This is a genomic window from Desulfitibacter alkalitolerans DSM 16504 (assembly GCF_000620305.1).
Taxonomy (GTDB): domain Bacteria; phylum Bacillota; class DSM-16504; order Desulfitibacterales; family Desulfitibacteraceae; genus Desulfitibacter; species Desulfitibacter alkalitolerans.
Genome location: NZ_KK211100.1, coordinates 303,547 through 327,917, shown reverse-complemented (window position 1 = coordinate 327,917; position 24,371 = coordinate 303,547). Strand labels below are relative to the sequence as shown.

The following is a 24,371-nucleotide window of genomic DNA, read 5'->3' as shown; positions in this document are numbered from 1 at the left end:
GGTCAAAAATGGCGAAACGAGTTTTAATTGTAGATGATGCTGCTTTTATGAGAATGATGATAAAGGATATTCTTAGTAAAAATGGATATGAGATAGCTGGTGAAGCAGAAAACGGGCAAAAAGCAGTGGAGCTGTATAAAGAACTAAAACCAGATTTGGTTACCATGGACATTACCATGCCTGAAAAGGATGGAATTGCGGCTGTAAAGGAGATTAAGCAATTAGATTCTTCAGCACGTATTATTATGTGTAGTGCCATGGGCCAGCAAATGATGGTTATGGAAGCGATTCAAGCAGGAGCTAGAGATTTTATTGTTAAACCCTTTCAACAAGAGAGAGTCATCCAGGCAATGGAAAAGGCATCCAAGTAGCTAATTGTAGGGAAGGGTGGGGTTTTATTTGAAAGAAGTTTTGTCACAGTCTGAAATAGATATGCTTTTAAATGCACTTTCCACAGGTGAAATATCAGCTGAGGATGTAAAAGCAGAAAGCAAGTCTGATGTTATAAAAACATACGATTTTCGTCGTCCAAATAAATTCTCCAAAGACCAATTAAGAACCCTCTACATGATTCATGATAACTTTGGACGTTTGGTGTCGAACTTTTTATCAGGATATTTACGTACCAGCGTTACAGTAAAAATTGCATCTGTTGACCAGTTAACCTACGAGGACTTTCTGGTTTCTATTCCAAGCCCCACTTTAATGGCTGTTTTAAGCTTGCCGCCCCTTAAAGGGACAGCAGTATTTGAATGTAATCCGGCATTTACATTTCCAATTATTGATTTGTTATTCGGGGGACCTGGAGAAATGCCATCTTCATTGAGAGAAATGACAGATATTGAATTGAGCGTTTTAAAAAAACTAATTGGCAAGATGATGCAGAGCATGTCATATGCCTGGTCAGATGTATTTAGCTATGAGCCTGTTATTGAAAACATAGAAACTAATCCACAGTTCAACCAAATAATATCTCCTAATGAAACAGTTGCTATAGTTACCCTTGCCACGACAATAAACCAGTCACAGGGCATCATTAACCTGTGTCTGCCGTTTATTACCCTGGAACCTGTAATTTCTAAATTAACTGCCCATTACTGGTTTGCCAGCCAGGATATTTCTGGGGCGGACGAAGCAAAGGAGATTATTCGTAATAAACTTCTTAATGTACCGTTGGAATTAGTAGCTGTTGTAGGGCATACAGATTTAACAGTAAGAGAATTTCTTGGACTGGATGAAGGTGATGTTATTCCTTTGGATATGGAAGCAGGGGATGATTTTGAATTGTATGTTAATGATCATGTGAAGTTTAAAGTCCAACCTGGACTATTAAAAAGTAAGCTTGGTGTTAGAGTAACGGCTAAAGTGTCAGGGGGGAATAACCATGGATAATTTTTTGTCTCAAGAAGAAATTGATGCCCTTCTAAATCAAGGCCAGTCCGATGATTCAGCTATTGAGGCTTCAGATGGTGCTGCAGAAAAGAGTAAAAATATGATTACACAGGAGAGTAGTGACTTCCTAGCTGCTCTTACTGATATGGAGTTAGATGCTCTAGGCGAAATAGGTAATATTTCCATGGGTTCTGCATCTACTGCCTTATCGGAATTATTAAACCAAAAGGTTAAAATAACCACTCCTAAAGTTAAAATAACAAGTGCACAAACACTATATGAAGCATTTAGAATTCCATATCTATTAATTGACGTAAATTTTACAGATGGTTTAAATGGTTCTAATATACTAGTAATAAAAATTAAAGATGCAGCAATAATTGCTGATTTAATGATGGGTGGATCTGGAACAAATCCATCTGAAGAGTTAAGTGAGATACATGTTAGTGCTGTGGCAGAGGCAATGAATCAAATGATAGGCTCTGCTGCAACCTCCATGTCAACTATATTTGGTGAAAGTGTTAAGATAGCTCCACCAATAGTCAATATAGTAGATTTCCAGCAGGATGAGGTTTATTATCCATGGGATAGTGATGAGCCTGTAGCTGTTATATCCTTTGATCTTCAGATAGGTGATTTAATAGATAGCGAAATTATGCAGGTGGTGCCTGTGGATATAGCTAAAATGGAAGCTAATCTTTTATTAAATCCTGGACAACCAGTTCCCCAACCAACTGCACCTAAACCGCTTCCTGAAAATAAATTTAAGGAAAGTGAAAATACAGTTGAACTGCCTGTAGGGCGGTCGGAGGACCATACCCTGACTTTAAATCAATCAGAGGACTATCCAAAAAATCTAAATCTGATTCTTGATGTGCCATTAAAAGTTTCAGTTGTTTTAGGAAAAACAAAAAGGCCCATTAATGAAGTCTTAAACCTAATTCCAGGTTCAATAGTAGAGTTGGAAAGGTTAGCAAATGAACCTGTTGACGTACTGGTTAATGGAACACTAATAGCAAAAGGTGAGGTTGTAGTTATTAATGAAAACTACGGGGTGAGGGTAACAAGTATTGTAAGTCCAGAACAACGACTACAAAATCTTAAAAAGAACTAGGCAGCTAAAAAGCTGCCTTTGTTGATGGAAGGCTAGTAGCGGTTAGGTTGGTTTCCCATGGTCTGTTCAGCTTTCATAATTGCCATTTTTACCAGGTTTCCACATTCTCTTGAGGGCACACTCCCCCAACCTTCGTTCATTACAGTGTTATAGACACCTAGTTCCTTTGCAAGTTCATATTTGAGCTGTTCAGACATTATTTTTGCCAATTTTAATGACCTCCTTTTTAATAACCTTGCCATCAATATTATTTTTGTCTAAAACAAATCAAATACACCTGGTTTTTTGTGGTCTGATTATTTATTATTGTTTCAAGGTATCATAATTAAAGGAGGAAATATTTCCTTTTATTATAAAATGAAATAAAAGAAAGGTTAAATCATGAAAACTAAAATGACAATTTTTAAATATAATAGTGGGATTATTGAAGAAATGGATGATATTATAGCTGAAGAAAAACCCATTACCATTTATTTAAATGGAGAAGAAGTGGTAACCCTTCTCTGCACACCAGAGTATCTCCAGGACTTGGCCGTGGGGTTTTTAACTGCAGAAGGGCTTTTGTCAAGAGATTCAGATACAAAAACCAATTTAGATTTAAATAAGGGTATTGTCTGGGTTGAAGGGTCACAGACAAGCAAATTTGGAAAACTTAGTTTTGCCAAGAGATTGATAACTACTGGCTGTGGAAAGGGAACAAGTATGTATCATTATCACAGTCAGCGCAAACCTGTCACTTCACATCTCGAAATACCTGTAGATGTATTGTTTGCTGGATTAAAGGCCATGCACTCCCGCTCAGATTTGTACCAGACTACAGGAGGAGTTCACAGCTCAGCATTAATGAGTAAATCAGGTGACATAATTGTATTCAGGGAAGATGTGGGGAGACATAATGCAGCGGACAAAATATTGGGATTTTGTCTTAATAATAATATTGTCTTAGAAGACAAGGTTTTTTTAACTAGCGGCAGAATATCTTCGGAAATAGTAGGCAAGGTAGCTCAAATGGAAATACCTATCCTGGTTTCAAGAGCAGCCCCAACAACTCTTGCCATAGATTTAGCTAAAGAGTTTGGATTGACAGTGACAGGATTTGTTCGTGGAAGAAGAGCAAATATATACAGCAATCCACAAAGAATCAAAGTTTAACCCCACTTTTGTGAGTGGGGTTAAGAAAACTATTTGTCATGAACCTTTACTTCTGAAGCTCCATGGTTTTTTAAGATGTTTTCTGCCTCATCAATATTGTCTTCAGAAGAATTTACAGCGACTATTATTTTGTTTTGTTTGATTTCCTCTTCATATCTGCGACCTTCTTCCTCTGGAATTCCCCAGTCTACCAAACCTCCTGCCACTCCACCACCTGCGGCTCCAGACAGTAGACCTGCAATAGGTCCAGCTGCTATAAGGGGCCCAAGGCCAGGTATTACAAGGGCTCCTGCACCTACAGCTAACCCACCTAGTCCTCCAAGAACACCACCAGTTGCCACACCGTCTGCAACGGTTTCTCCACCAGCCATGTTTCCGCCACCATTTTCATCAGGTGTTCGGCTTATGTCTTTTTGATCTTTAGCTAATAAAGATATTTCTCGTTGGAAACCCGCTCTTCGCAAGTCCTCAATTGCTTCCTTTGCTACTCGTTCTGATTCAAAAATACCTATTACTGTTTTATTCAAAAAAATCCCTCCTTAATTATTCTCAGGATTAGTTTAACTCTATAACATAAAAATATTCTCTATACATTTTATTTGATGATATTATCCATTTTTTGTTATAAATAATTTTCAACTAGTTATTTAAGAATACTGAGGCAAGTAACTTTGGTTAGTAACGGATTTTACTATTTATATGATTTCAGCTATATGGTAATCTTAATATATATATACAATTTAAAATAACAATAGGTGGTGCTAGCTTTGGAAAAAATCAAAATACCATACGGTAAAGAAAATATTGAATGGACACCTCCCAACGGGTTTCAAGTAGAGGTTATTAACCCAAAGGCATATGAAGGAGCTTCTAATCAGGAAGAAGAAGTTGTTAAAGCCCTTGAAAGCCCAATAGGGTCAAAGACGATTGAAGAGTTTAAAGGTGTTAATAAGGTTGCAATAGCTATTAGTGATCTGACAAGACCTGTACCTAATAAGGTTATAATACCTCCCATTGTCGAGAAACTGGAAAAGATTGGTGTTAAATCCAAAAATATTTTTGTTATTGTTGGGACTGGATTACATAGGCCATCAGATAAGGAGGAGTTTATTCATCTCCTTGGTGAAGAAATAGTAGATAAGGTAACAGTTATCAGTCATGATGCAAATAATGAGGAGCTAATTGTTTCATGTGGTGTTACCAGTAAGGGTACACCAGTTGAGGTTAATAAGTATTATGCTGAAGCAGACTTGAAAATTGTTACAGGCATGATTGATCCTCATCAATTTATAGGTTTTACTGGTGGTGCAAAGGGTCTTGCTATAGGCCTGGGTTCAAAAAGGTTAATTCAAGCCAATCACTCAATGCTGACAAGTGAAAATGCCCAGCTTGGACTTTTAGAAGGAAACCCGCCGAGAGAAGACATTGATGAAGTTGGTAAAATAGTTGGCATTGATTTAATAGTAAATGTAATTCTTAATAACAATAAAGAAATAGTAAAGGCAGTAGCAGGTCACTTTATTAAGGCCCATAGAAGAGGCGTGGAGTTGGCTAAAGATATTTTTGAGGTACCAATAAGGGAAAAGGCTGAGATAGCCATAGTATCTCCTGGAGGTTTCCCAAAGGATTTAAACATGTATCAGGCCCAAAAGGGTTTAGCCCATGCATCAAGGGTGGTGAAGGATGGAGGATACATAATACTTACTGCTGATTGTTCTGAGGGTATTGGCGACGACAAGTTTTATAATACCATGAAAAGCTTCAAAACACCTGAAGAGGTCATTGAGCATTTCAAAAGTATAGAATTTGAAATTGGAGTACATAAAGCCTTTTTATGGTGCAGAACCTTATCCAAGATAAATGTCTATTTGATATCAAGGGGCATAAATGATAGGGATTCATGTGGTTTGATGGTAGAGAAAAGAGAGAGCATAGAGGCTGTAATAGAAGAAATAAAACATAAGCTGCCAGAAAAACCAAAGGTTATTGTCATGCCAAAAGCAAATTCAACAATCCCAGTAGTTAATAAATAATGGAATAAATGTCAACTACTCTCACATTGACATTTATATCATGAATAACGGATTTAAAGAAAAGGAAAGTCCTAAAAAAACTTTCCTTTTCTTTTTGGTATTACATTATATGTCCACGTGGTCAAATCTGCAAATTGCTTTGCAAAGGGTAAAACAATAAGAGAAGATAACAGATTATATATAGTCTGGGCATTTGCAATTTGACGTGGTAATGAAGAAGAAGTCATTTCAATAAACAAAGCAAAGCTAGAAATTATGGGCAGGAAGATTATTAAACCCCCTAGATTTAAAATAATATGCGCCAGGGCAACCTTGCGAGCAGCACTTGATGAATGTATAACTGCAAGCAATGCGGTAAAGCAGGTTCCCACATTTGAGCCCAAGATTACAGCAATAGCAGTAGTTAGTGTTAAATATCCATGGGGGGCTATGGCCAGTAAAATAGCTGTAACTCCGCTGCTTGATTGTAATACTGCTGTGCTTATTATGCCAATAGATATACTATAAAGTAAATTACTATCTATCTTTGACCATAGTAATGAAAAGAGTCTGCTGTTTTCCAATGGCAGTGTGGACCAGGTCATAATACTAAGTCCAACAAGTACCAAAGAAAAGCTTAATAATATTTTCCCGCCAATCCGTACCCTAGGTATAGGAATTATATATAGGACAAGTCCAGCAATTACCATTGGCATTAGAAAATTTTTCAGGTCAAAGGCCACTAGTTGGGCTGTAAAGGTTGTACCCACATTAGTACCCAAGACAATACCAACTGCCTGATAAAAGGTTAAAAGCCTTGCATTAACTAGACCAATTGTAAGCACTGTAATAACGCTGCTGCTTTGGAGCACCATTGTTGCTATGGTGCCGAGAAGAAATCCCTTCATGGGGGTTTCAGTAAAACGTTTAAGCAAATACTTTAGCCTGTACTCATGATAACTCTCTAGGGTTTTGCTAATAAAATAGATGCCTAATAGAAGGGCAGATAATCCTCCCAAAAAGCCTAATATAAAAACCAACTTAAATCCTCCCAGCAAGCAAACTTACTTATGTAATTAGTTATTCATGCCCTGGGCAAATATACCAATAAAATACTGACCTGAATTTTTTTGCATTCATCTTTAATACCCTAAAAAGGAGGATTTTACTCAAAAATATAGTAATTTATAATGATATGATATGATATAATAAAGAAGTTGTAAAAAAAATAGAATAAATAGAGTTTTCATGAGATGAATGTTTTCTTTTTTCTTAAATTTCACTCTATAAACAAGTTAATAAAGATTAACTTTGTTATAACAATTTAATATAATTTGCAAATATGGGAGAGGAGGAAGTATTTTGGAGGTATTTGACATTAGTAATCAAGTTAACAATAGTGCCCCCATTAAAGAACACGTAGAAGAGCTTAGTGGTGAAAAGGTAAAGAAGTGTTATCAGTGTGGCAAATGTACAGCCGGGTGTCCAGTGGCCTTTGCCATGGACAATCCTCCAAGGCAGATTCTCAGATTATTACAGGTAGGCCTTGCAAAAGAAGCATTAGAAAGTAATAGTGTTTGGATATGTGCTTCCTGTCAAACATGCTATGCACGCTGCCCAAGGGGAGTGAATATTCCACGAGTCATGGAGGCAGTGAGAATCATGGCCAAGAACAAGGGGATTATGCCTGAAAAGAACATTAAGCTTTTTGAAGAGCTGTTTCTAAAATCAGTGGAAAACAATGGAAGAGTTCATGAGATGGGCTTAATTGTCATGTATAACCTCATGTCAATGCAGCCATTTAAGGATGTAACCCTGGCACCCAAGCTTTTTCTAGATGGAAAGATTAGTCCCTTTCCTCACAAAGTCAAAAATCCTTCAGAAATCAAGAAGCTATTTGAAAGGGTTAGAGAAAAAGAGAAAGGGGGTCACGCCTAATGACATTAAAATATGCATATTACCCTGGTTGCTCACTAAATGCAACGGGAATAGAATACAATCAGTCTACAAAAGCAGTTGCAAAGCATCTAGGAGTTCAATTAGAGGAAATTGATGACTGGAACTGCTGTGGCGCTTCAGCTGCCCATAATACGAGTCATTTGCTTTCAATAGCACTGCCAGCAAGAACCCTTGCCTTGGCAGAAAAACAAGGACTTGATGTGGCTGTTCCATGTGCGGCATGCTTTAATAGAATGAAAGCTGCTCAAGTTGAGGTTAGGCAATCAAAAGAAATGAAAAAGACCATAAATGAAGTTATTGATATGGAATATACCGCCAGGCATGAGGTCAAAACACTTTTGGATGTACTTGTCAATGATGTGGGTCTTGATAAGATCAAAGAATCAGTTAACAGACCATTAACTGGCTTAAAAGTGGCCTCTTATTATGGATGCTTGTTAGTAAGGCCCCCAAAAATCATGTGTTTTGACGATGTGGAGGACCCCATGACCATGGATAGGCTGGTTGTGGCTTTAGGCGGAGAACCAGTGGAGTGGTCTTATAAAGTGGAATGCTGTGGTGCGGGACATTCAACTGCCAAACCTGCTGTTGGCATTCCGATGATTAGAGATATTCTAAAAAATGCAAAGCTTAACGGCGCTAATTGTATCTTAACAGCATGTCCTCTTTGCTTTTTAAATTTAGACATGAGACAAAAAGAGGCAGGACAATTAGATAATAATAGCTATCAATTGCCTGTTTTCTATTTCACACAGTTTATGGGACTTGCTTTTGGCTATTCAGCAAAGGAATTATGCTTAAATAAACATTTTGTGGATCCAGTAAAATTGTTAGATGAAAAGGATATTTTCAGGCATCCAGATACAAGGAGGGAAAAGGCTTGAAACGTATAGGAGTTTTTGTGTGTCATTGTGGGTCAAATATTGCTGCTGTAGTTGATGTAAAGAAAGTAGCAGAGGAAGCAAAAAGCATGCTAGGTGTGGTATATTCAACAGATTATCAGTATATGTGCTCCGAACCAGGGCAAGACGTTATTATTAAAGCTGTAAAGGAGCACAACTTGAATAGGGTAGTAGTTGCTGCATGTTCACCAAGACTTCATGAACCTACCTTTAGAAAGACACTGGAAAATGCAGGTCTAAATCCCTATTATGTTGAGATGGCCAACTTAAGGGAACACTGTTCATGGGTGCACCCAAATGACAAAGAAGGTGCTACACTAAAGTCAATTGACCTTGTTAGAAAAGCAGTAGCCAAGGTTAATAAGACTGTGGCTCTATTTCCTGGGGAAATTCCAGTTGAAAAAAGGTGTCTGGTTATAGGTGGTGGAATTGCAGGCATGCAGACTGCCATAGATGTGGCAGACATGGGCTATGAAGTGATTATTCTTGAGAGGGAAGCCACAATAGGCGGGAAAATGGCAATCCTTGATAAAACATTTCCTACAATGGATTGCTCTGCTTGTATTTGTACCCCCAAAATGGTTGATGCAGCTCAGCATCCAAATATAAAGCTTTATACCCTTTCTGAGCTTGAGTCAGTGGGGGGATATGTAGGAAACTTTGAGGTTACTATTCGTAAGAAAGCCAGATATGTGGATATGGTTAAATGTACAGGGTGTGGAATCTGCGAGGCAAAATGCCCTAAAAAAGTAGAGTCTGAATTTGATTATGGAATGGGCAAAAGGCCCTGTATTTACAAGCCATTTCCCCAGGCTGTGCCCAACAAACCCATGATAGACCCTGAAAATTGCAGAAAGTTAAAGGAAAACAAGTGTGGAGTTTGTGCCAAGGTTTGTCCTACTGATGCAGTAAATTTTGAGGATAAGGATGAATTGGTAACTGAAAGATTTGGTGCTATTGTAATGGCTACAGGTTATGAGTTGTATGATTGGAAGAAGGACTTTGGAGAGTATGGTTATGGCAAATATCCTGATGTAATAGATGGTTTACAATTTGAAAGACTTGTAAACGCCTCTGGCCCAACCATGGGTAAGATTAAGAGACCCTCGGATGGAGAAATACCCCAGGATATAGTTATAATCAAATGTGTTGGTTCAAGAAGTACTGAAAAGGGTAAGACCTATTGCTCAAAAATATGCTGTATGTATACGGCAAAGCATGCCACACAGATTTTGGAGAAAAACCCAAATGCCAATGTATATATCTTCTATATGGATGTAAGAACTCCAGGTAAAATGTATGATGAATTTTATATGAGGGCAAAGGAAGGCTACGGCGCTACTTATTTGCGCGGTCAGGTTTCTAAAATATATCAGGAAGGAAAGAAATTAATTGTCAAGGCAGAAGACACCCTTGTTGGCAAACCTGTGGAGGTTAAGGCAGATATGGTTATTCTAGCAACTGCTGCAGCAGCTGTTAAGGACTCTTCAGAAATTGCTCAAACTGTTGGTTTCTCTTATGACAAGGATGGTTTTTTTACAGAGGCCCATCCAAAGTTACGGCCCATTGAAACCAACACAGCTGGTGTCTTTTTGGCTGGAACCTGTCAAGGACCAAAGGATATTCCTGAAACAGTTTCCCAGGCAACAGCAGCAGCAGCCAAGGTAGGAGCCCTCTTCTCAAAAGACAAAATGGCTACAAGTCCAATGATCAGTTATGTTGATGAAGGATTATGCTCTGGATGCGGCTTATGTATTCCAGTTTGCCCTTATAAGGCAATTGAACTGATAACCATTAAGGAACGTGTTCATGGGGGAGAAGTGGAAAGACAAGTAGCAAATGTAAATGCTGGACTATGTCAGGGCTGTGGACCATGTACTGTAGCTTGTCGTTCCGGTGCTATTAATCTAAGAGGATTTACAAATCAACAGATTCTAGCGGAGGTGGATGCCGCATGTCAGTAGAACAAAATACCCTTGAAAGGGAAAAACAACAAGGTGAATGGACTCCGAAAATAGTAGGTTTTTGTTGTAATTGGTGCAGTTATGCAGGTGCAGACCTGGCTGGTACCAGCAGGTTCCAGTATCCCAGCAATTTAAGAATTATCAGGGTTCCATGCTCTGGTAGGGTTAACCCCCATATGGTTATCAGGGCCTTCCAAAAGGGAGCAGATGGTGTACTAGTTGCTGGTTGTCACCCAGGTGACTGCCACTATGCAACAGGCAATTATTATGCCAGAAGAAGGATGCTTGTCTTTAAAAGACTACTTGAATATGTGGGAATAGAGCCAGAGAGATTCCAGGCAAGGTGGATTTCTGGATCAGAAGGTCAAAAATTTGCTGAAAATGCCATTAAGCTTTCTGAGGAAATCAAGGCTCTAGGACCTAACAGGAAGTTGAGGGATGTCCGATGATGAATAAAATGACTGACAAGGCTAAAGAAGTGGCAAGAGAGTTGCTGGAAAAGCAGGAGGTTGATCTGGTAATCGGCTGGGAACGAGGAACCTTTGAAGATAAAACGGCACCACTTTTCATGAAAAAGCCGGAAGATGTAGAAAGGCTGGTTATTAATGAATATATAGTCAATAGCCTGGCAGCCTACATGCTTCATTACAAGACCCATGGCGGGAAAATTGCCATATTTGTAAAAGGCTGCGATTCCAGGGGAATAGTAAGGCTCATTCAGGATAAACAGTTTGCTAGAGAAAAGGTCTGCCTTATTGGAGTTCCATGCAGTGGAATGAAGGAAGTTAATGAAAATGATGAGATGGTTGACTCTCCCAAGTGTGATGGATGTACACACCCAAATCCAGTTATATATGATGTTATTATTGGTGAGGAAGTGCAGCCCAAAAATCCAGAAAATAGATTTAAGGTTTTAGAGGATGATCTAAACAAGGTAGTTGAAGAAAGATGGAGTTCCTGGGCCAGTGAATACAACAAGTGCATCAGGTGTTATGCATGTCAAAGAATCTGTCCTGCATGTAATTGCCGGGAATGTATTTTTGTTGATCAATCACAGGAATGGATAGAAAGAAGGGTTGACGAAACAGAAAATGGAACTTACTCACTAATCAGGGCATATCATATTTCTGGTCGATGTGTAGAGTGTGGAGAATGTGAAAGAGCCTGTCCTGTTGGGCTTCCTATTATGAAACTAAATAAAAGGATTGCAAAGGATATAGAAGACCTGTTTGGGCCATATGAAGCAGGGGTTGATTTAGAAAAGAATTCGCCCCTGGGAGACTTTAAATACGATGATCCAGAAGAATTTATGTAAAGGGGGTGTCTGGATATGAAATCAATCAATAAGCAAAAGCTAGCAGAAGTTTTAAAACAGTGGAGTAAAGGCCATGCTGTTATGGCTCCTATAGATGAGGGTAGTGCTGCTTCTTTCAAAAAATGGGAAGAGGGAAAGGAGATTCAACTGGATAAAAATACAACCATTCCTGCAAAGAGCGTCTTCTTTCCCCAGACTGAGGAGCTTTATGAATACAAGGTGGAAAAAGATAATTTAGAAATAGTGGAGTGTGCACCAATAGAGGAAGAGCTAGTGGTTTTTGGTATTAGACCCTGTGACTTAAAAAGTTTGGAAATGCTTGATGACCTATTTTTAACCCGTGGTTACATTGATCCCTATTACAAGGCAAAAAGGGATAATGCAGTAATAGTTTCATATCTTTGCGGCAAACCCTGCAGGACCTGTTTCTGTGAATCATTGGGTATTGACTACCAAAAGGCTGAAGGTGCTGATATTGCAATGTACTTTGATGGAGAAAGCTTTGGCTTTATTGCCCAAACAGAAAAAGGTGAAAATCTTCTTCAGGAGATTGCTTCATTGACTGAAGAAAGAGATGTTAAGCTTCCTGAGAAGCAGGAGCTCAAGCTAAAGGCTGATACTGAAGGCCTTGCAGAAAAGCTTGCTGCAATGTTTGAGCATCCTTACTGGGATAGTGCTTATGAAAAATGTATCGGTTGTGGAGCATGCACCTACCTGTGTCCTACCTGCCACTGCTTTGACATTAATAGTCACAACAGAGCCTGTGGAACAGGGTTTAAGACACGCTGCTGGGATTCATGTATGTTTCCTGACTATACATTAATGGCTGGTGGTCATAATCCAAGGCCTACCAGAAAAGAAAGATTTAGAAACAGATTCCTGCACAAGCTTCAGCAATTCCCCGAAAGATATGGGAAAACTGCTTGTGTTGGCTGCGGACGCTGCATCAGTAAATGCCCAGTAAATGTAGATATTGTAGCAATTATCTCCCAGTTGAAGGAGGTGGATATAAATGATCAACAAGGCATGGACAGAGTCGGTTAATCCCTTATATCCAAAAGTATGTGAGGTTATCAAGATAATTGATGAAACTCCTGATGTAAAGACATTTCATGTAACCTCAGCTAGCGGCAAGCCTTTTGCCCCAATGCCAGGACAGCTTGCCATGCTGTCCATGGTCAATGTTGGGGAAGGAATGTTTTCAGTTTCCTATCAGGGAGAAAATCATTTAGAATTTGCCATTAAAAGGGTGGGTATGCTTACAAATGCCCTGCATGAAATTGAAGTTGGGCAAAAGCTAGCTGTTAGGGGGCCCTATGGCAATGGTTTTCCAGTTGATATGATGAAGGGAAAGGATCTCCTGTTTATTGGGGGAGGTATAGGTCTAGCACCGCTGCGTTCACTTATTAATTACTGTGTTGACAATAGAGACGACTTTGGAAAGCTCCAGGTTATCTATGGAGCCAGGACACCTGCAGACTTATGCTTTAAAGATGATTTATTTGAATACTGGCCAAAACAAAGGGATTTTCAAGTAGATGTAACAGTTGATAAAGGTGATGATGATTGGAAGGGTAACGTGGGATTTGTTCCTGCATACCTGGAAAAACTAAATCCATCACCTGAAGGAAAAATTACAGTTACCTGCGGTCCTCCTATTATGATTAAATTTGTTCTTCAGTCTCTTGCAAAAATGGGCTACAATGATGAAGAAATTGTAACTACATTAGAAATGAGAATGAAGTGTGGAGTAGGCAAATGTGGGCGTTGTAATATTGGCAGCTGTTATGTATGTCTTGACGGACCTGTATTTACCCTGGCACAGATGAATAAAATGCCTAATGAATATTAAAAATTAAGTGGGAACACATAGAAGCAGGAAGCAGGAGCAGTGTATTCTTGCTTCTTGCTTTTTCGGTTCCTGTAACTATTTATGAGGAAGAGGTGGAGATGCTTGACAGTAGATTATCATGTACATTCCCTTGGTCACGGTGATAGAAAACATATAATCAGTGAGCTTAGACCCTTTTTGGATAAAGCTAAAACCATGGGTTTAAAGGATATTGGTTTTGCTGATCATGATAGGTATTTAGATAATATTAACTTTAAGAATTATGAAGAATTAAGCAGGGAGTATTCCCATATTAACATTCGGGTAGGCTTGGAATTTGAATATTTTCCTCATCTGGTGTACGAAATGAGCAGGGTAATTCAGAGGCATAACTTTGACTATACAATAGGTTCGGTACACTTTCTGGGGGACTGGAATTTTGATCATCCGGACCATATGAATCAGTATAAAAAATGGAATGTAGAGGACTTTTACACTAAATACTTTCAAACTGTCCTGGGTTGTATCGAAACCGGACTATTTAACATAGCTGGACATATTGATTTAGCCAAGGTGTTTAATTATAGAGTAGAGCAGACCAAGGTTTTAAAGCTCATAGAACCTGTTCTAGCAGAAATAAAGCTTCAGAGCATGGCCATGGAAATTAACACAGGTGGCCTTTATAAGCCAGTAAATGAAATCTACCCTTCTATGGATATTATAAAAATGGCTGTAAAAAGAGACATACCCTTGACCATATCCTCTGATGCTCATAGATTTGAGGATGTTGGGAGAAATAGCGGGATGGTTGTAGAAATTCTAAAGGAGTTGGGTGTTAAATGGGTTGCCGGTTTTAATAAGGGTCATATGGTTGAGATCCCCTTGGATTAAAAACACTTTAATATTTTCTCCATCTATGGCATAGAATGTAATGTTTTAATGCTAGGTCATTAGATAGATACAGGACTTAGCTTAATCATTACATGAGGTGGGGTATATGCTTCAGGATTTTGGAATTTTAATTTTTAGCCTTGCAATAATTCTATTGGGAGCGGAAGTATTTACAAATGGAATAGAATGGCTGGGGAAGAAGCTAAGGCTTGCTGAGGGTGCTGTGGGCAGTGTTCTAGCTGCTGTTGGAACAGCTCTACCAGAAACCATGATTCCCATTATTGCTATTTTTTTTGGTACAGAGGAGGTAGGAAAGGAAATAGGTATTGGGGCTATACTCGGTGCGCCATTTATGCTGGCTACATTGGCATTATTCATGACTGGAGCTGCAGGGTTGGTTTATAGAAGAAAGCGTTTAAGATTTCCCAGGATGAACATTAATCCTATTATCTTGGAAAGGGATTTAAGCTTTTTTATAGTCCTGTATACCCTGGCACTCCTAGCAGCTTTTTTGCCATTTCACATTGGAAAAATGGTTATAGCGGGAACATTAGTTTTTATGTATTTGATTTACGTATATATTACTATTAATAGTGGAGAGCCTGTGGGCAGTTCCCATAAGATTAATCCCTGCATATTTGACAGAAAATGTCCCAACAATCCCTCCTTAAGAAAGATTATATTACAGGTGATTATAGCACTAGGCTTAATCATTATTGGTGCCAAGTTTTTTGTTAATGAAATTGAAAAGCTTTCTCTTATTTTTGGAGTACCTGGATTTGTGCTTGCACTGATAATTGCACCAGTAGCAACTGAACTTCCTGAGAAATTTAACAGTATTATTTGGATTTCCCAGGGAAAGGATACCCTGGCCATGGGGAATATCACTGGAGCAATGGTGTTTCAAAGCTCACTAATACCTGCCCTGGGTATTGTTTTAACCCCCTGGAATCTAAGCACCAAGGCGGTAATAAGTGTAGTTTTAGCTCTAGTATCAGCTTCCCTATTGTTATTTTATCTCAAGCGAAAGGGACACATAACTGTATATATACTAATGTTTAACGGGGTTTTTTATCTAATGTTCATATACCTGGTTGTTAATAGGATATTTTTTTAGTAATTCAGCATATTTTTCCATCTATGAATGCATAATATTATGGATGATAAATTTGGAGGTATAACAAAAATGTTAGAAGAAAAAATTAAAAGCTTGGGACTTACAATTCCAGAACCGCCAGAACCTGTAGCAGCCTATGTTCCGGCAGTTAAAGCGGGCAGTATGATTTATACCTCAGGGCAAATACCTATAGTAGATGGAATATTAAAATATAAAGGAAAAATTGGTTTGAATTTAACTGAAGAAGAGGGGTATCAAGCTGCTAAGGTCTGCTGCATCAATTGTTTAAGCGTTATCAAGGGAGAAGTTGACAGTTTGGACGAAATTGAAAAGATTGTAAAGGTTACAGGTTATGTAAATAGTGCTCCTGGTTTTACCGGGCAATCAAAAGTAATAAATGGAGTATCAGATCTGCTTGGTGAAATATTTGCAGAGTCTGGAGAACATGCTAGAGCAGCCATAGGTGTATGTGAGCTTCCAATTGATGCAGCTGTTGAAGTGGAGATGTTGGTGAAGTTGAAGGATTAATTTTTACAGCTAATAACATGCAGAGAGTGAAAAAAGTAACTCTAAACTTTTGAGTTACTTTTTTTATTTATCTAGAGGATTTTTAGTGCCGCCGTATAATAATATAATACAGTTCTTAAATAAGGAGGTTTCGCGATTTAATGACAGCATATGATAAAGCCCATGAATTAGCCAAGCTGCTATCACAGTCAGATGAATACAAGCTTTTCAAAAAAGCAAAGCATTCCCTGGAGCAGGATCAGGAAAATGTTAAAATGCTTCAGGATTTTAGAAGAAAACAATTAGAGATACAAATGGCACAGATTTCTGGAGAAGAAATTGATGAGGAATATATCAAACAAACAGAAAGGCTTTATGAAGTGCTCAGTATGAACTCAAAGATTAACGAGTATTTAAATGCGGAATATAGGTTATCAAGAATGATGAGCGATATTCAAAAAATCATTGGCGATGCAGTCAACGAGTGGTTTTCACTTGAAACAACAAACAAGAATGTTAACTAATTGACATTTGTTTACCTGTCATGTACCATGATAGTAATTACTCTTAATAGTAGGTGATCTAGCATTAAAGCTGTAGGTAAGAGAATGACAAGACAAAAGAAAATAATTCTTGAGGTTGTACGCAGTACAAATACCCATCCTACTGCTGATTGGATTTATGAGCAGGCTAAAAAGGAGCTTCCTGATATAAGTTTAGGTACAGTTTACCGTAACTTGAAATTATTGAGGGATATGGGGGAGATATTGGAGTTGAATTGGGGTAGTACTTTTAGTAGATATGACGGGATTACAGAAAACCATTATCACTTTGTATGCAAAAGATGCGGTAAGATTATGGATTTACAATTAAGCTTTAATATATCTCATGAAGATGTAGAAAAAGCTGCCAATATTAATGTAGAAACCCATAGGTTAGAGTTTTATGGAACATGTAATTTTTGTGACTAAAATATAATAGCATATTATAAATATTCCTCGCTTAGGTAATGATATATATATAACCATTACCAGTTCACATTTTAAGCGAGGGTTGCAAATGGCAAAGATTACTGAAATATCCAGTTGTCAAAAATGTGGAAGAATATATAGAAAAAACAAACTAAGTACTGTTCAGGAGTTATGGATAACTAAATCGTTGTGCAGAGACTGTTATGCAAAATTTCAAAGATCACAATGGGGATATTGGTAAACAATTACAGGGGCGAGCCATCGCCTTTTTTTACTTTTCTAGACAAAGGCAATTAAGTTTTTAATCCATAACAATTAAACATAGATAGTAGTAAAGATTCCTATTTACGTTTTTTATGTTATAATGGATAGAAACAAAAAATTAGGAGGGCATTCATCATGGAATTAAACATGATTAATCTAAGAAGGGCAATGGAGGCAGAAGGTTACATAACTGATGGAAACCTGGTGCTATCTGTATTTATAGCCCTCAAACTTGAAAAACCTTTACTGGTTACTGGTGCTCCAGGGGTAGGGAAAACTGAGCTGGCAAAGGTATTAGCAAATGTTTTTGATACAGATTTAATTAGACTTCAATGCTATGAGGGTCTTGATGAGCAAAAAGCGCTATATGAATGGAATTATCAAAAGCAGCTTCTGCAAATTCAAATATCAAAGAATGATGCAGGTGAGTGTATATTAAATCAGGATTTATTTTCCAAAGATTTTCTATTAGAGAGGCCTCTTTTAAAGGCTATCACGAGCCCAGCCAAAAAGGTACTTTTAATTGATGAAATAGATAAAACTGACGAAGAATTTGAAGCATTTCTTTTTGAACTGCTATCTGATTTTCAAGTTTCAATACCTGAGCTTGGAACTATTAAGGCCCGGCATAAGCCCATAGTAATTCTTACCAGCAATGCTGAAAGGGAACTGTCAGATGGGTTAAAAAGAAGATGTGTTTTCCTGCACATAGACTTTCCATCAATTGAAAAGGAATATTCAATAATTAAAGCTAAAGTTCCCGGAATAAAGGATAAATTAGCAATGCAGGTTTCAAGTACAGTCTTTGCAATTAGAAAACAATTTGATGCTAAAAAACTTCCATCCATTTCTGAGACGCTGGATTGGGCCAATACCTTACAACTACTAAATAGTGAAGAAATTACAGAGGATACAATGGATAAAACCCTTAATATTTTATTTAAGGACAAGGAAGACATAGATAATTTTAAAGAAAAGGTTGGTTCCCAAAAAGTTCTGCACACGTCCAAACAACAAGGGTGATTTCATGTTTGCAAAAAATTTGTACAAGTTTTTACAACTGTTGCGGAAGATGGGTTTTAAAATTAGCTATTCAGAAATGGAGGATTTTTTTCAATCACTTGAGCATATAAATATTGGCGACAGAAATGAATTAATGTGGCTTATGCAGGCAACAGTGGTTAAAAGAGCACAGGATGTTCCAATTCTCACAATGGCATTTAAGAGCTTTTTTGCAAATATTGAAGAACTAGATGATCTATCGGATAGATGGCAGAACTTCAAGAACATACAAGAAGAGTCCAAACAAAAAGCTGATGAGGACTTGATTTTTAATGAAACTCCCATTAATCTATCTGAGGAGGATAAGGTTTTTTATGGCAACCTTGCTAAAAAGCAGCAGGAAAAAATTAAAAAATTTTTGGAAGAGAGCACCCATGGGAATCATATGAACCCGGAAAAGTTCAGACCAGTAATTGAGGATCTGGTTAAAAGCCATTTAAAGTATTGGAGAAAGCAAACACAATTTAATCCATTAGAGATTGATTTTACTGGGGAACCTGAGTTAGATCAATACTTATATGACACTCATATGCAGCTTATAGAGCAGGGCTACGTTCCTGGAAAAGATCTTAAGGATTTAAATGCCCAGGAATTAGAAGAGGCCAAGAGATTATTGAAGAAGCTGGCAAAGAGATTTGCAACTAAAATATCCAGACGATATTCCCTATCAAGAAAGGCTAAGCTTATTGACATTCGCAAGACAATTAGAAGCAGCATTGGCTTTGGCGGAGTACCATTATACTTAAGATACCGCAAAAGGCGAATTCAGAAGCCTTCCATATTGCTTATTGTGGATGTATCAGGTTCCATGATCAGGTATTCCACCTTTATTATTCAGTTTATGCACTATTTGGCAGAGGTCGTTAAGAAAATTGATACTTTTATTTTCTCAGAAAAAATTGAGAAGCTGTCAGTTAAGCAGATAAAAAACTCGGATTTGACAAAACTAGAAAAATTAATTCAAAAAAGTCCTATCTGGGGCGAGGGTACTGATATTCAATATGCACTAAAATCTATTCAATGTGATCATAACCACTTGCTGACACAAAAAACAGTAGTGATCATTGTAAGTGATACTAAAACCATTAAATTAACTGATACGGCAGCTGAATTAGTTAATATAAGCAATAAAGCCAGGAAGGTATTATGGCTAAACCCAATGCCGTTAAAGCAGTGGGATAGCCATGCTTCGGTAAAGCTGTTTCAACAATACGCACAGATGTTTCCATGTAATACTCTTAAACATTTGGAAAAGTTAATAAGTACGCAAATAATTTAGATTTAGGACCATTAATTTAATATTGACATGGGGCGGTCTGTGTAATAAGCTTAATTATGTAGTTTTCTTGGAGACTATAGGAGGCGATATATATGATGAGGAAGCTAAGGAAAGTAAAGAAAATGAGGGGACCAATGATTGTTCTGGTCATTATATTATCTATTGGTCTAGTTGGGTCTGTTACGTTAATGGGTTTGGGAGGACAGCAGCCTCCGACAGCAGTTGATCCAAATCTTTCAAGAGAAGAGCAAATATCCTTCTTTGAAGGTCTGCTTGAGGAGTATTCCGCCAAGCTAGAAAAAGATTCAAAAGACCAGGAAACCTTAGGTGCCTTAGCTGAAATACACTGGCATTTAGCAAATTTACATGAAGATGCTGAAAAACAGAAACAAGAAATGAATAATTCCCTAGGGTATTATCTTAAGCTCTTGGAGCTTAACCCAGAGGAGGTTGGTTTAATCACACAAGTTGCAGTGGTAGCATATACTGCAGGGCATGATGACTTGGCCCAAGAAAACTTCGAAAAGGCCCTTATATTAGATGAAGGAAATGTTAATACCCTTGCAAACTATGGTGTTTATTTAATGAATAGCAAGGGAGACTTTAAAGGTGCATTGACACAATTTGAAAAGGCACTTGAACAAGACATTAATGATGATGCAAAAGAGCAGTTGGAGGTATTTGCTGGTTTTGCAAAACAAATGATTGAAGCTCTTGAGGCTGAAAGCGAAAAAACATCAAATTAACGCACCTGCATGGTGCGTTTCTTGCGTTATAAAACACTTGCTTGTGGCTAAAAGGTTACCATTATTCTATTATATAAAGTATAATTTAAAATAAAAGCAGCGAGGAGGCCGTATTATGTTTAATGATGATGAGAGGCTTAGATACAGAAGACAATTAATTATGCCTGAAATAGGAGAAAAAGGCCAATTAAAACTCAAGGCAGCTAGAGTACTTGTTGTTGGTGCAGGTGGCCTTGGATCACCGGTTCTTTACTATTTAACAGCCATGGGTGTAGGAACCCTTGGCATTGTAGATTCAGACAATGTAGACTTGTCCAATCTGCAGAGACAGATACTCCATAATACAGATAGACTAGGCATAAACAAAGCTCACTCTGCCAAAGGGACTCTTGAAAAGCTTAATCCTCAGACCAGGCTAGTTGAATACCCCTTTAGAATGACAGAAAAAAACAGTAATCCTTTGATTTCAGAGTATGATATAATTGTAACTGCTTTGGATAATTTATCTTCCAGGTATCTTGTTAATGAAGCCTGTGTGGCATTAAAGAAGCCCCTGGTTGAGGCTGGTGTATCAGGATGGGAAGGTTTAGCTACTACCATTATACCTGGCAAATCTCCATGCTACAGATGTATTTTCCCCTCAATCCCTAATGAGAATAAGGGAGAAATAGGTTTAGTAGGCTGCCTGCCAGGAATTCTAGGTACCATTCAAGCAATGGAAGTCATAAAGCTTATTCTTGGATTGGGTAACACCCTTGCTAATAGACTTCTTGTATTTGATGGACTGGAACTTACCTTTAATGAGTTTAAAGTGGAGAGAAATATAAACTGCCCTGTATGTGGAAATCTATAGTGAAGGTATAAAAGCTTAGGTTTAATAAAGGTGAAATGAAATGGGACAAAAAATGCTGGATATATTAAAAGACTTACCCATAGAGGCCCAGGTAATGATTCTGTCAGCAGTACCAGTAACCGAACTTAGGGCTACAATACCCATAGCTATAGCTCTTGGAATGGAGCCTATGACTGCATTGTTTTATGCTCTTTTGGGCAACTTTATTCCTGTTATACCACTGCTTCTATGGCTGCCCCTTGTGATTAACACATTAAATAAATATGACCATTCAAAAAGATTGGTCCAGTGGGTGCTTTCAAGAACTCGGGCCAAGAGTGCCAAGCTGCAAAAGTACGAGGCTTTAGGATTAATGCTAATAGTTTCGGTACCATTGCCTCTAACTGGCATCTGGTCAGGCAGCATAGCAGCTTTTCTTTTTGGAATACCCTTTAAAATGGCCTTACCAGCTATTACCTTGGGTATGATTATTGCTGGTATACTGGTAACCCTTGCATCAATGGGATTTTATACAGTAGTGGAACTCATGGGTATTCCCATGGCTGTAGTGTTGATTGGCGCATTAGCCATAGTATATTTTATCTACAAAAAAAGATAAACTGAAAATAATTTACACCTCCAAATGAGATACTAAACTAGGAGGTGTTTTATTATGATTAGGAATAAAGCTTTAAAAAGATATAATCAATTTACACCTGTTGGAGGTATAGGAAGCAAATATATCCAAAGAAAGGGCATTGTCAATACAGACTTATTAAAATTTAACGCAGTAGATTTTTATTATGATACAGAAAGAAACTAAATTTTAAGCTCTTTAAAATATTTAAAAAGACTTGGCGCCCACAGGACTGGTATTTCTACGCATTAAAAATGCTAGAATTACTGGCGCAAGCCAAGTTTTGTTTTACACAATCAGAAAGTATAAGTTGAGGAGACCAAATTACTGGTTTCCTTTTTTTTTATCTGAGACCAAAGTCCTAATTTTGAAAAAAAGCAAATAATGAATTTATAAAAAGAAGGATTTTTAAGTATAAAGAGCGAATAGGTGGTTGAAAGTGGTAGTATGTGGGGCGATTTACCCACAAAGTGGGGTGAGCAAGCATGTTCATGGGAGAATATCAACATTCCCTTGACCCAAAGGGCAGGTTAATAGTTCCTTCTAAATTTCGTGATGGATTGGGCCAAAACTTTGTTATCACAAAGGGTTTGGATAATTGTCTGTTTGTTTATCCCATGGAGGAATGGCTTGTTATAGAAAAAAAGTTAAAAAATCTACCATTTACTAAGGCCGATGCAAGGGCCTTTGTCAGATTTTTCTTTTCTGGTGCTAATGAATGTGAGCTTGACAAGCAAGGCAGAATACTTCTGCCATCTAATTTGAGGGAATATGCAAAGCTCGATAAGGATGTTGTAATAATAGGTGTTTCTTCACGAATAGAGATTTGGTCCAAAGAAGTTTGGGAAAGCTACAGTCAGAATGAAGAAATGGATTATGAAGGAATTGCTGAAAAACTTCAAGATATTGATATAAATATTTAGGAGGAACAAAAATTGGAATTTTATCATCAGCCAGTTTTGTTAAATGAAGTTGTTGAAGGATTGGAAATTCAGGCTGGTTGGGACCTAGTTGATGGTACTGTAGGCGGCGGAGGACACAGTTATTACATGTTAAAAAAATCCTCACCAGAGGGAAGGCTAATGGGTATTGATAGAGATATGGAAGCACTTGCTGCAGCTGAGAAACGACTACAGGAATATGGGGATCGGGTCACTTTTGTCCATGACGACTTTAAAAATATCAAAAAGATTTTCTATATGAAGGGATGGACTAAAGTTCACGGGGCCTTAATTGACCTTGGGGTTTCCTCCTTCCAGATTGATAACAGATTGAGAGGATTTTCTTATATGCAGGATGGTCCTCTTGATATGCGAATGAATACACAGGATGTAACTACTGCCAGAGAACTTGTGAACAATGCAAGCAGGGAGGAACTGGCAAGGATAATTAAAGAGTATGGTGAAGAGCGTTGGGCTGCAAGGATCGCAGACTTTATTGCGAAGTATAGAGAGGAAAGAGAGATTGCAACTACACAGCAATTAGTATCCATTATTGAAAAGGCCATACCCAGAAAAGCTAGAGAGGTAAATTCACATTTGGCTAAAAGAACATTTCAAGCATTAAGAATTGCTACGAATAAGGAGTTAGAAGACCTTGAAGAAGCAATAAAGGACTTTGTGGATATATTGCATCCAGGGGGCAGATTAGCAATAATTTCCTTTCACTCCCTGGAGGACCGTATTGTTAAAAACACCTTCAAGGGTTTAGCATCAACATGTGTTTGTCCGCCAAAGCTGCCGGTATGCATTTGTAATAAGAAGCCAAAGGTTAAAATTGTCAATAAGAAGTCTATAACTGCTTCAGAAAAAGATCTGAGAGAGAACTCCAGGGCAAAAAGTGCCAGATTAAGAATAGCTGAAAAGCTGTAACCAGGCATAAAAACAGGGGAGGTTGAATAGTTTGATAGTAGCTCCGAAGATAAGGGAATATACTACCGTTGAGACTTTAGAGGTAAACAGAGAAAATAAAGAACACAAAAAAGCTAAACTCATTAAAAGTTCTACAAAAGTAAAACTTGTAATGTGTTCCTTAACGTTAATATCTTTTATCATGGGGCTTGCACTTACGTCTTTAGCCGCCCACGTTAGTGCCAAGGGTCAAGAATTAAATACAATTAAAAGGGAATTAAATTCTTTGCAAATAAATAACGAACGGTTACAATTAGAAAAGACAAGATTACTTGCCCTTGAAAATATTGAGACAATTGCAATAACAGAATTGGGAATGGAGAAACCGCAATTTGAGAATTTAAAAATGGTTACTGTTGAAGAAATTTCCACGGCAGATGCTCTATTGGCGTTACATAAACCTTCTGAAAATAGAGGCATGAATATGGAAGATAATAACTCTTCTGTTTCCCTGATGACTGCAATTGCAAATGTTTTTAGTGGCTGGGCTGTTACTGGTAAACACTAGTATACA

General features: G+C 37.8%; 29 protein-coding genes. 26 read left to right on the top strand and 3 right to left on the bottom strand.

The features are described from left to right. Positions 1–8: 8 nt before the first annotated feature. Genes K364_RS0107260 through fliY form a run of 3 tightly spaced genes read left to right on the top strand, consistent with a single transcriptional unit; the run spans position 9 to position 2,506 of the window. Positions 9–371 (top strand): response regulator, encoded by a 363-nt coding sequence (locus tag K364_RS0107260; protein WP_028307481.1) that lies wholly within the window; start codon positions 9–11, stop codon positions 369–371. A gap of 28 nt (positions 372–399) precedes the next feature. After that, positions 400–1,392: a flagellar motor switch protein FliM gene (gene fliM, locus K364_RS0107255; RefSeq protein ID WP_028307480.1), complete on the top strand. Its 993-nt coding sequence runs from the start codon at positions 400–402 to the stop codon at positions 1,390–1,392. Next, the gene (gene fliY, locus K364_RS0107250) at positions 1,385–2,506 is read left to right on the top strand and encodes a flagellar motor switch phosphatase FliY (RefSeq protein WP_028307479.1); all 1,122 of its coding nucleotides are present in this window, start codon (positions 1,385–1,387) and stop codon (positions 2,504–2,506) included. The genes fliM and fliY overlap by 8 nt, the downstream gene beginning before the upstream one ends. Positions 2,507–2,538: 32 nt before the next feature. Here the strand turns inward: fliY and K364_RS0107245 are convergent, their stop codons facing one another. Beyond that, positions 2,539–2,703, bottom strand: coding sequence for a small, acid-soluble spore protein, alpha/beta type (locus tag K364_RS0107245; protein ID WP_156946459.1), 165 nt, complete (start codon positions 2,701–2,703; stop codon positions 2,539–2,541). A 184-nt stretch (positions 2,704–2,887) separates the two neighbouring features. Here K364_RS0107245 and fdhD point away from each other — a divergent pair, with 184 nt between their 5' ends. Further along, the gene (gene fdhD, locus K364_RS0107240) at positions 2,888–3,658 is read left to right on the top strand and encodes a formate dehydrogenase accessory sulfurtransferase FdhD (protein WP_028307477.1); all 771 of its coding nucleotides are present in this window, start codon (positions 2,888–2,890) and stop codon (positions 3,656–3,658) included. Positions 3,659–3,687: 29 nt separating this feature from the next. Here the strand turns inward: fdhD and K364_RS0107235 are convergent, their stop codons facing one another. Beyond that, on the bottom strand, positions 3,688–4,185 hold the full coding sequence (locus tag K364_RS0107235) for a hypothetical protein (protein ID WP_028307476.1): 498 nt from the start codon (positions 4,183–4,185) through the stop codon (positions 3,688–3,690). 231 nt (positions 4,186–4,416) lie between these two features. On the opposite strand from K364_RS0107235, the gene larAH5 reads away from it, so the two are divergent. After that, positions 4,417–5,691, top strand: coding sequence for a nickel-dependent malate racemase, LarAH5 family (gene larAH5 / locus K364_RS0107230; RefSeq protein WP_422857212.1), 1,275 nt, complete (start codon positions 4,417–4,419; stop codon positions 5,689–5,691). 71 nt (positions 5,692–5,762) lie between these two features. Here the strand turns inward: larAH5 and K364_RS23140 are convergent, their stop codons facing one another. Further along, complete coding sequence (locus K364_RS23140) at positions 5,763–6,710, bottom strand: Na/Pi cotransporter family protein (RefSeq protein WP_051533858.1); 948 nt, start codon at positions 6,708–6,710, stop codon at positions 5,763–5,765. 322 nt (positions 6,711–7,032) lie between these two features. Between K364_RS23140 and K364_RS0107220 the strand changes: the two genes are divergently transcribed. The 21 genes from K364_RS0107220 to K364_RS0107120 all read left to right on the top strand — a co-directional run bounded on the left by K364_RS0107220 (position 7,033) and on the right by K364_RS0107120 (position 24,365). Continuing rightward, positions 7,033–7,608 carry a 4Fe-4S dicluster domain-containing protein gene (locus K364_RS0107220; RefSeq protein ID WP_028307474.1) on the top strand — a complete coding sequence of 192 codons (576 nt, stop codon included), beginning with the start codon at positions 7,033–7,035 and terminating at the stop codon, positions 7,606–7,608. Beyond that, the gene (locus tag K364_RS0107215; RefSeq protein WP_028307473.1) at positions 7,608–8,513 is read left to right on the top strand and encodes a CoB--CoM heterodisulfide reductase iron-sulfur subunit B family protein; all 906 of its coding nucleotides are present in this window, start codon (positions 7,608–7,610) and stop codon (positions 8,511–8,513) included. Before K364_RS0107220 ends, K364_RS0107215 begins: the two co-directional genes overlap by 1 nt. After that, a complete protein-coding gene (locus K364_RS0107210) occupies positions 8,510–10,495 on the top strand; it encodes a CoB--CoM heterodisulfide reductase iron-sulfur subunit A family protein (protein WP_028307472.1) in 1,986 nt (661 codons plus the stop codon). The genes K364_RS0107215 and K364_RS0107210 overlap by 4 nt, the downstream gene beginning before the upstream one ends. Continuing rightward, positions 10,486–10,944, top strand: a complete 459-nt coding sequence (locus K364_RS0107205; protein ID WP_028307471.1) for a hydrogenase iron-sulfur subunit — start codon at positions 10,486–10,488, stop codon at positions 10,942–10,944. The genes K364_RS0107210 and K364_RS0107205 overlap by 10 nt, the downstream gene beginning before the upstream one ends. After that, a complete protein-coding gene (locus K364_RS0107200; RefSeq protein WP_242841668.1) occupies positions 10,941–11,810 on the top strand; it encodes a 4Fe-4S dicluster domain-containing protein in 870 nt (289 codons plus the stop codon). The genes K364_RS0107205 and K364_RS0107200 overlap by 4 nt, the downstream gene beginning before the upstream one ends. Positions 11,811–11,825: 15 nt before the next feature. Further along, the gene (locus K364_RS0107195) at positions 11,826–12,854 is read left to right on the top strand and encodes a 4Fe-4S dicluster domain-containing protein (protein WP_028307469.1); all 1,029 of its coding nucleotides are present in this window, start codon (positions 11,826–11,828) and stop codon (positions 12,852–12,854) included. Next, entirely contained in the window at positions 12,823–13,662 is an 840-nt protein-coding gene (locus tag K364_RS0107190; protein WP_028307468.1) for an FAD/NAD(P)-binding protein, read from the top strand. Before K364_RS0107195 ends, K364_RS0107190 begins: the two co-directional genes overlap by 32 nt. A gap of 102 nt (positions 13,663–13,764) precedes the next feature. Continuing rightward, the gene (locus K364_RS0107185; RefSeq protein ID WP_028307467.1) at positions 13,765–14,532 is read left to right on the top strand and encodes a histidinol-phosphatase; all 768 of its coding nucleotides are present in this window, start codon (positions 13,765–13,767) and stop codon (positions 14,530–14,532) included. A 106-nt stretch (positions 14,533–14,638) separates the two neighbouring features. Beyond that, entirely contained in the window at positions 14,639–15,649 is a 1,011-nt protein-coding gene (locus K364_RS0107180) for a sodium:calcium antiporter (protein WP_028307466.1), read from the top strand. A 69-nt stretch (positions 15,650–15,718) separates the two neighbouring features. Beyond that, positions 15,719–16,177, top strand: a complete 459-nt coding sequence (locus tag K364_RS0107175; protein WP_028307465.1) for a RidA family protein — start codon at positions 15,719–15,721, stop codon at positions 16,175–16,177. A 140-nt stretch (positions 16,178–16,317) separates the two neighbouring features. Beyond that, positions 16,318–16,680: a YlbF/YmcA family competence regulator gene (locus K364_RS0107170; RefSeq protein WP_028307464.1), complete on the top strand. Its 363-nt coding sequence runs from the start codon at positions 16,318–16,320 to the stop codon at positions 16,678–16,680. A gap of 84 nt (positions 16,681–16,764) precedes the next feature. Then, a complete protein-coding gene (locus K364_RS0107165) occupies positions 16,765–17,127 on the top strand; it encodes a Fur family transcriptional regulator (protein ID WP_035268340.1) in 363 nt (120 codons plus the stop codon). A gap of 399 nt (positions 17,128–17,526) precedes the next feature. Next, positions 17,527–18,414 (top strand): AAA family ATPase, encoded by an 888-nt coding sequence (locus K364_RS0107160; protein ID WP_028307462.1) that lies wholly within the window; start codon positions 17,527–17,529, stop codon positions 18,412–18,414. A gap of 4 nt (positions 18,415–18,418) precedes the next feature. Next, a complete protein-coding gene (locus K364_RS0107155; RefSeq protein WP_028307461.1) occupies positions 18,419–19,732 on the top strand; it encodes a VWA domain-containing protein in 1,314 nt (437 codons plus the stop codon). A 92-nt stretch (positions 19,733–19,824) separates the two neighbouring features. Next, a complete protein-coding gene (locus K364_RS0107150; protein WP_028307460.1) occupies positions 19,825–20,478 on the top strand; it encodes a tetratricopeptide repeat protein in 654 nt (217 codons plus the stop codon). Positions 20,479–20,593: 115 nt separating this feature from the next. Further along, complete coding sequence (locus tag K364_RS23135) at positions 20,594–21,331, top strand: HesA/MoeB/ThiF family protein (protein ID WP_051533857.1); 738 nt, start codon at positions 20,594–20,596, stop codon at positions 21,329–21,331. Between the two features lie 40 nt (positions 21,332–21,371). Beyond that, a complete protein-coding gene (locus tag K364_RS23130) occupies positions 21,372–21,929 on the top strand; it encodes a COG2426 family protein (protein ID WP_051533856.1) in 558 nt (185 codons plus the stop codon). A 54-nt stretch (positions 21,930–21,983) separates the two neighbouring features. Continuing rightward, positions 21,984–22,133, top strand: a complete 150-nt coding sequence (locus K364_RS26605; RefSeq protein ID WP_156946417.1) for a hypothetical protein — start codon at positions 21,984–21,986, stop codon at positions 22,131–22,133. A gap of 299 nt (positions 22,134–22,432) precedes the next feature. Beyond that, positions 22,433–22,870: a division/cell wall cluster transcriptional repressor MraZ gene (gene mraZ, locus K364_RS0107130; RefSeq protein WP_028307459.1), complete on the top strand. Its 438-nt coding sequence runs from the start codon at positions 22,433–22,435 to the stop codon at positions 22,868–22,870. A 12-nt stretch (positions 22,871–22,882) separates the two neighbouring features. Then, positions 22,883–23,818: a 16S rRNA (cytosine(1402)-N(4))-methyltransferase RsmH gene (rsmH, locus tag K364_RS0107125; protein ID WP_028307458.1), complete on the top strand. Its 936-nt coding sequence runs from the start codon at positions 22,883–22,885 to the stop codon at positions 23,816–23,818. Positions 23,819–23,849: 31 nt separating this feature from the next. Then, a complete protein-coding gene (locus tag K364_RS0107120) occupies positions 23,850–24,365 on the top strand; it encodes an FtsB/FtsL family cell division protein (RefSeq protein WP_028307457.1) in 516 nt (171 codons plus the stop codon). Positions 24,366–24,371: the final 6 nt, after the last annotated feature.

Excerpts from the sequence above, each read along its gene's own strand:
- K364_RS0107165 (WP_035268340.1), top strand. The coding sequence starts at position 16,765 with ATGACAAGACAAAAGAAAATAATTCTTGAGGTTGTACGCAGTACAAAT.
- K364_RS0107195 (WP_028307469.1), top strand. The coding sequence starts at position 11,826 with ATGAAATCAATCAATAAGCAAAAGCTAGCAGAAGTTTTAAAACAGTGG.
- K364_RS0107205 (WP_028307471.1), top strand. The coding sequence starts at position 10,486 with ATGTCAGTAGAACAAAATACCCTTGAAAGGGAAAAACAACAAGGTGAA.
- fliY (WP_028307479.1), top strand. The coding sequence starts at position 1,385 with ATGGATAATTTTTTGTCTCAAGAAGAAATTGATGCCCTTCTAAATCAA.
- K364_RS0107170 (WP_028307464.1), top strand. The coding sequence starts at position 16,318 with ATGACAGCATATGATAAAGCCCATGAATTAGCCAAGCTGCTATCACAG.
- K364_RS0107215 (WP_028307473.1), top strand. The coding sequence starts at position 7,608 with ATGACATTAAAATATGCATATTACCCTGGTTGCTCACTAAATGCAACG.
- K364_RS0107160 (WP_028307462.1), top strand. The coding sequence starts at position 17,527 with ATGGAATTAAACATGATTAATCTAAGAAGGGCAATGGAGGCAGAAGGT.
- K364_RS0107245 (WP_156946459.1), bottom strand. The coding sequence starts at position 2,703 with ATGTCTGAACAGCTCAAATATGAACTTGCAAAGGAACTAGGTGTCTAT.
- K364_RS26605 (WP_156946417.1), top strand. The coding sequence starts at position 21,984 with ATGATTAGGAATAAAGCTTTAAAAAGATATAATCAATTTACACCTGTT.
- K364_RS0107150 (WP_028307460.1), top strand. The coding sequence starts at position 19,825 with ATGATGAGGAAGCTAAGGAAAGTAAAGAAAATGAGGGGACCAATGATT.
- K364_RS0107175 (WP_028307465.1), top strand. The coding sequence starts at position 15,719 with ATGTTAGAAGAAAAAATTAAAAGCTTGGGACTTACAATTCCAGAACCG.
- K364_RS0107190 (WP_028307468.1), top strand. The coding sequence starts at position 12,823 with ATGATCAACAAGGCATGGACAGAGTCGGTTAATCCCTTATATCCAAAA.
- K364_RS0107260 (WP_028307481.1), top strand. The coding sequence starts at position 9 with ATGGCGAAACGAGTTTTAATTGTAGATGATGCTGCTTTTATGAGAATG.
- mraZ (WP_028307459.1), top strand. The coding sequence starts at position 22,433 with ATGTTCATGGGAGAATATCAACATTCCCTTGACCCAAAGGGCAGGTTA.
- fdhD (WP_028307477.1), top strand. The coding sequence starts at position 2,888 with ATGAAAACTAAAATGACAATTTTTAAATATAATAGTGGGATTATTGAA.
- K364_RS23135 (WP_051533857.1), top strand. The coding sequence starts at position 20,594 with ATGTTTAATGATGATGAGAGGCTTAGATACAGAAGACAATTAATTATG.
- K364_RS0107155 (WP_028307461.1), top strand. The coding sequence starts at position 18,419 with ATGTTTGCAAAAAATTTGTACAAGTTTTTACAACTGTTGCGGAAGATG.
- K364_RS0107180 (WP_028307466.1), top strand. The coding sequence starts at position 14,639 with ATGCTTCAGGATTTTGGAATTTTAATTTTTAGCCTTGCAATAATTCTA.
- K364_RS23130 (WP_051533856.1), top strand. The coding sequence starts at position 21,372 with ATGGGACAAAAAATGCTGGATATATTAAAAGACTTACCCATAGAGGCC.
- K364_RS0107200 (WP_242841668.1), top strand. The coding sequence starts at position 10,941 with ATGATGAATAAAATGACTGACAAGGCTAAAGAAGTGGCAAGAGAGTTG.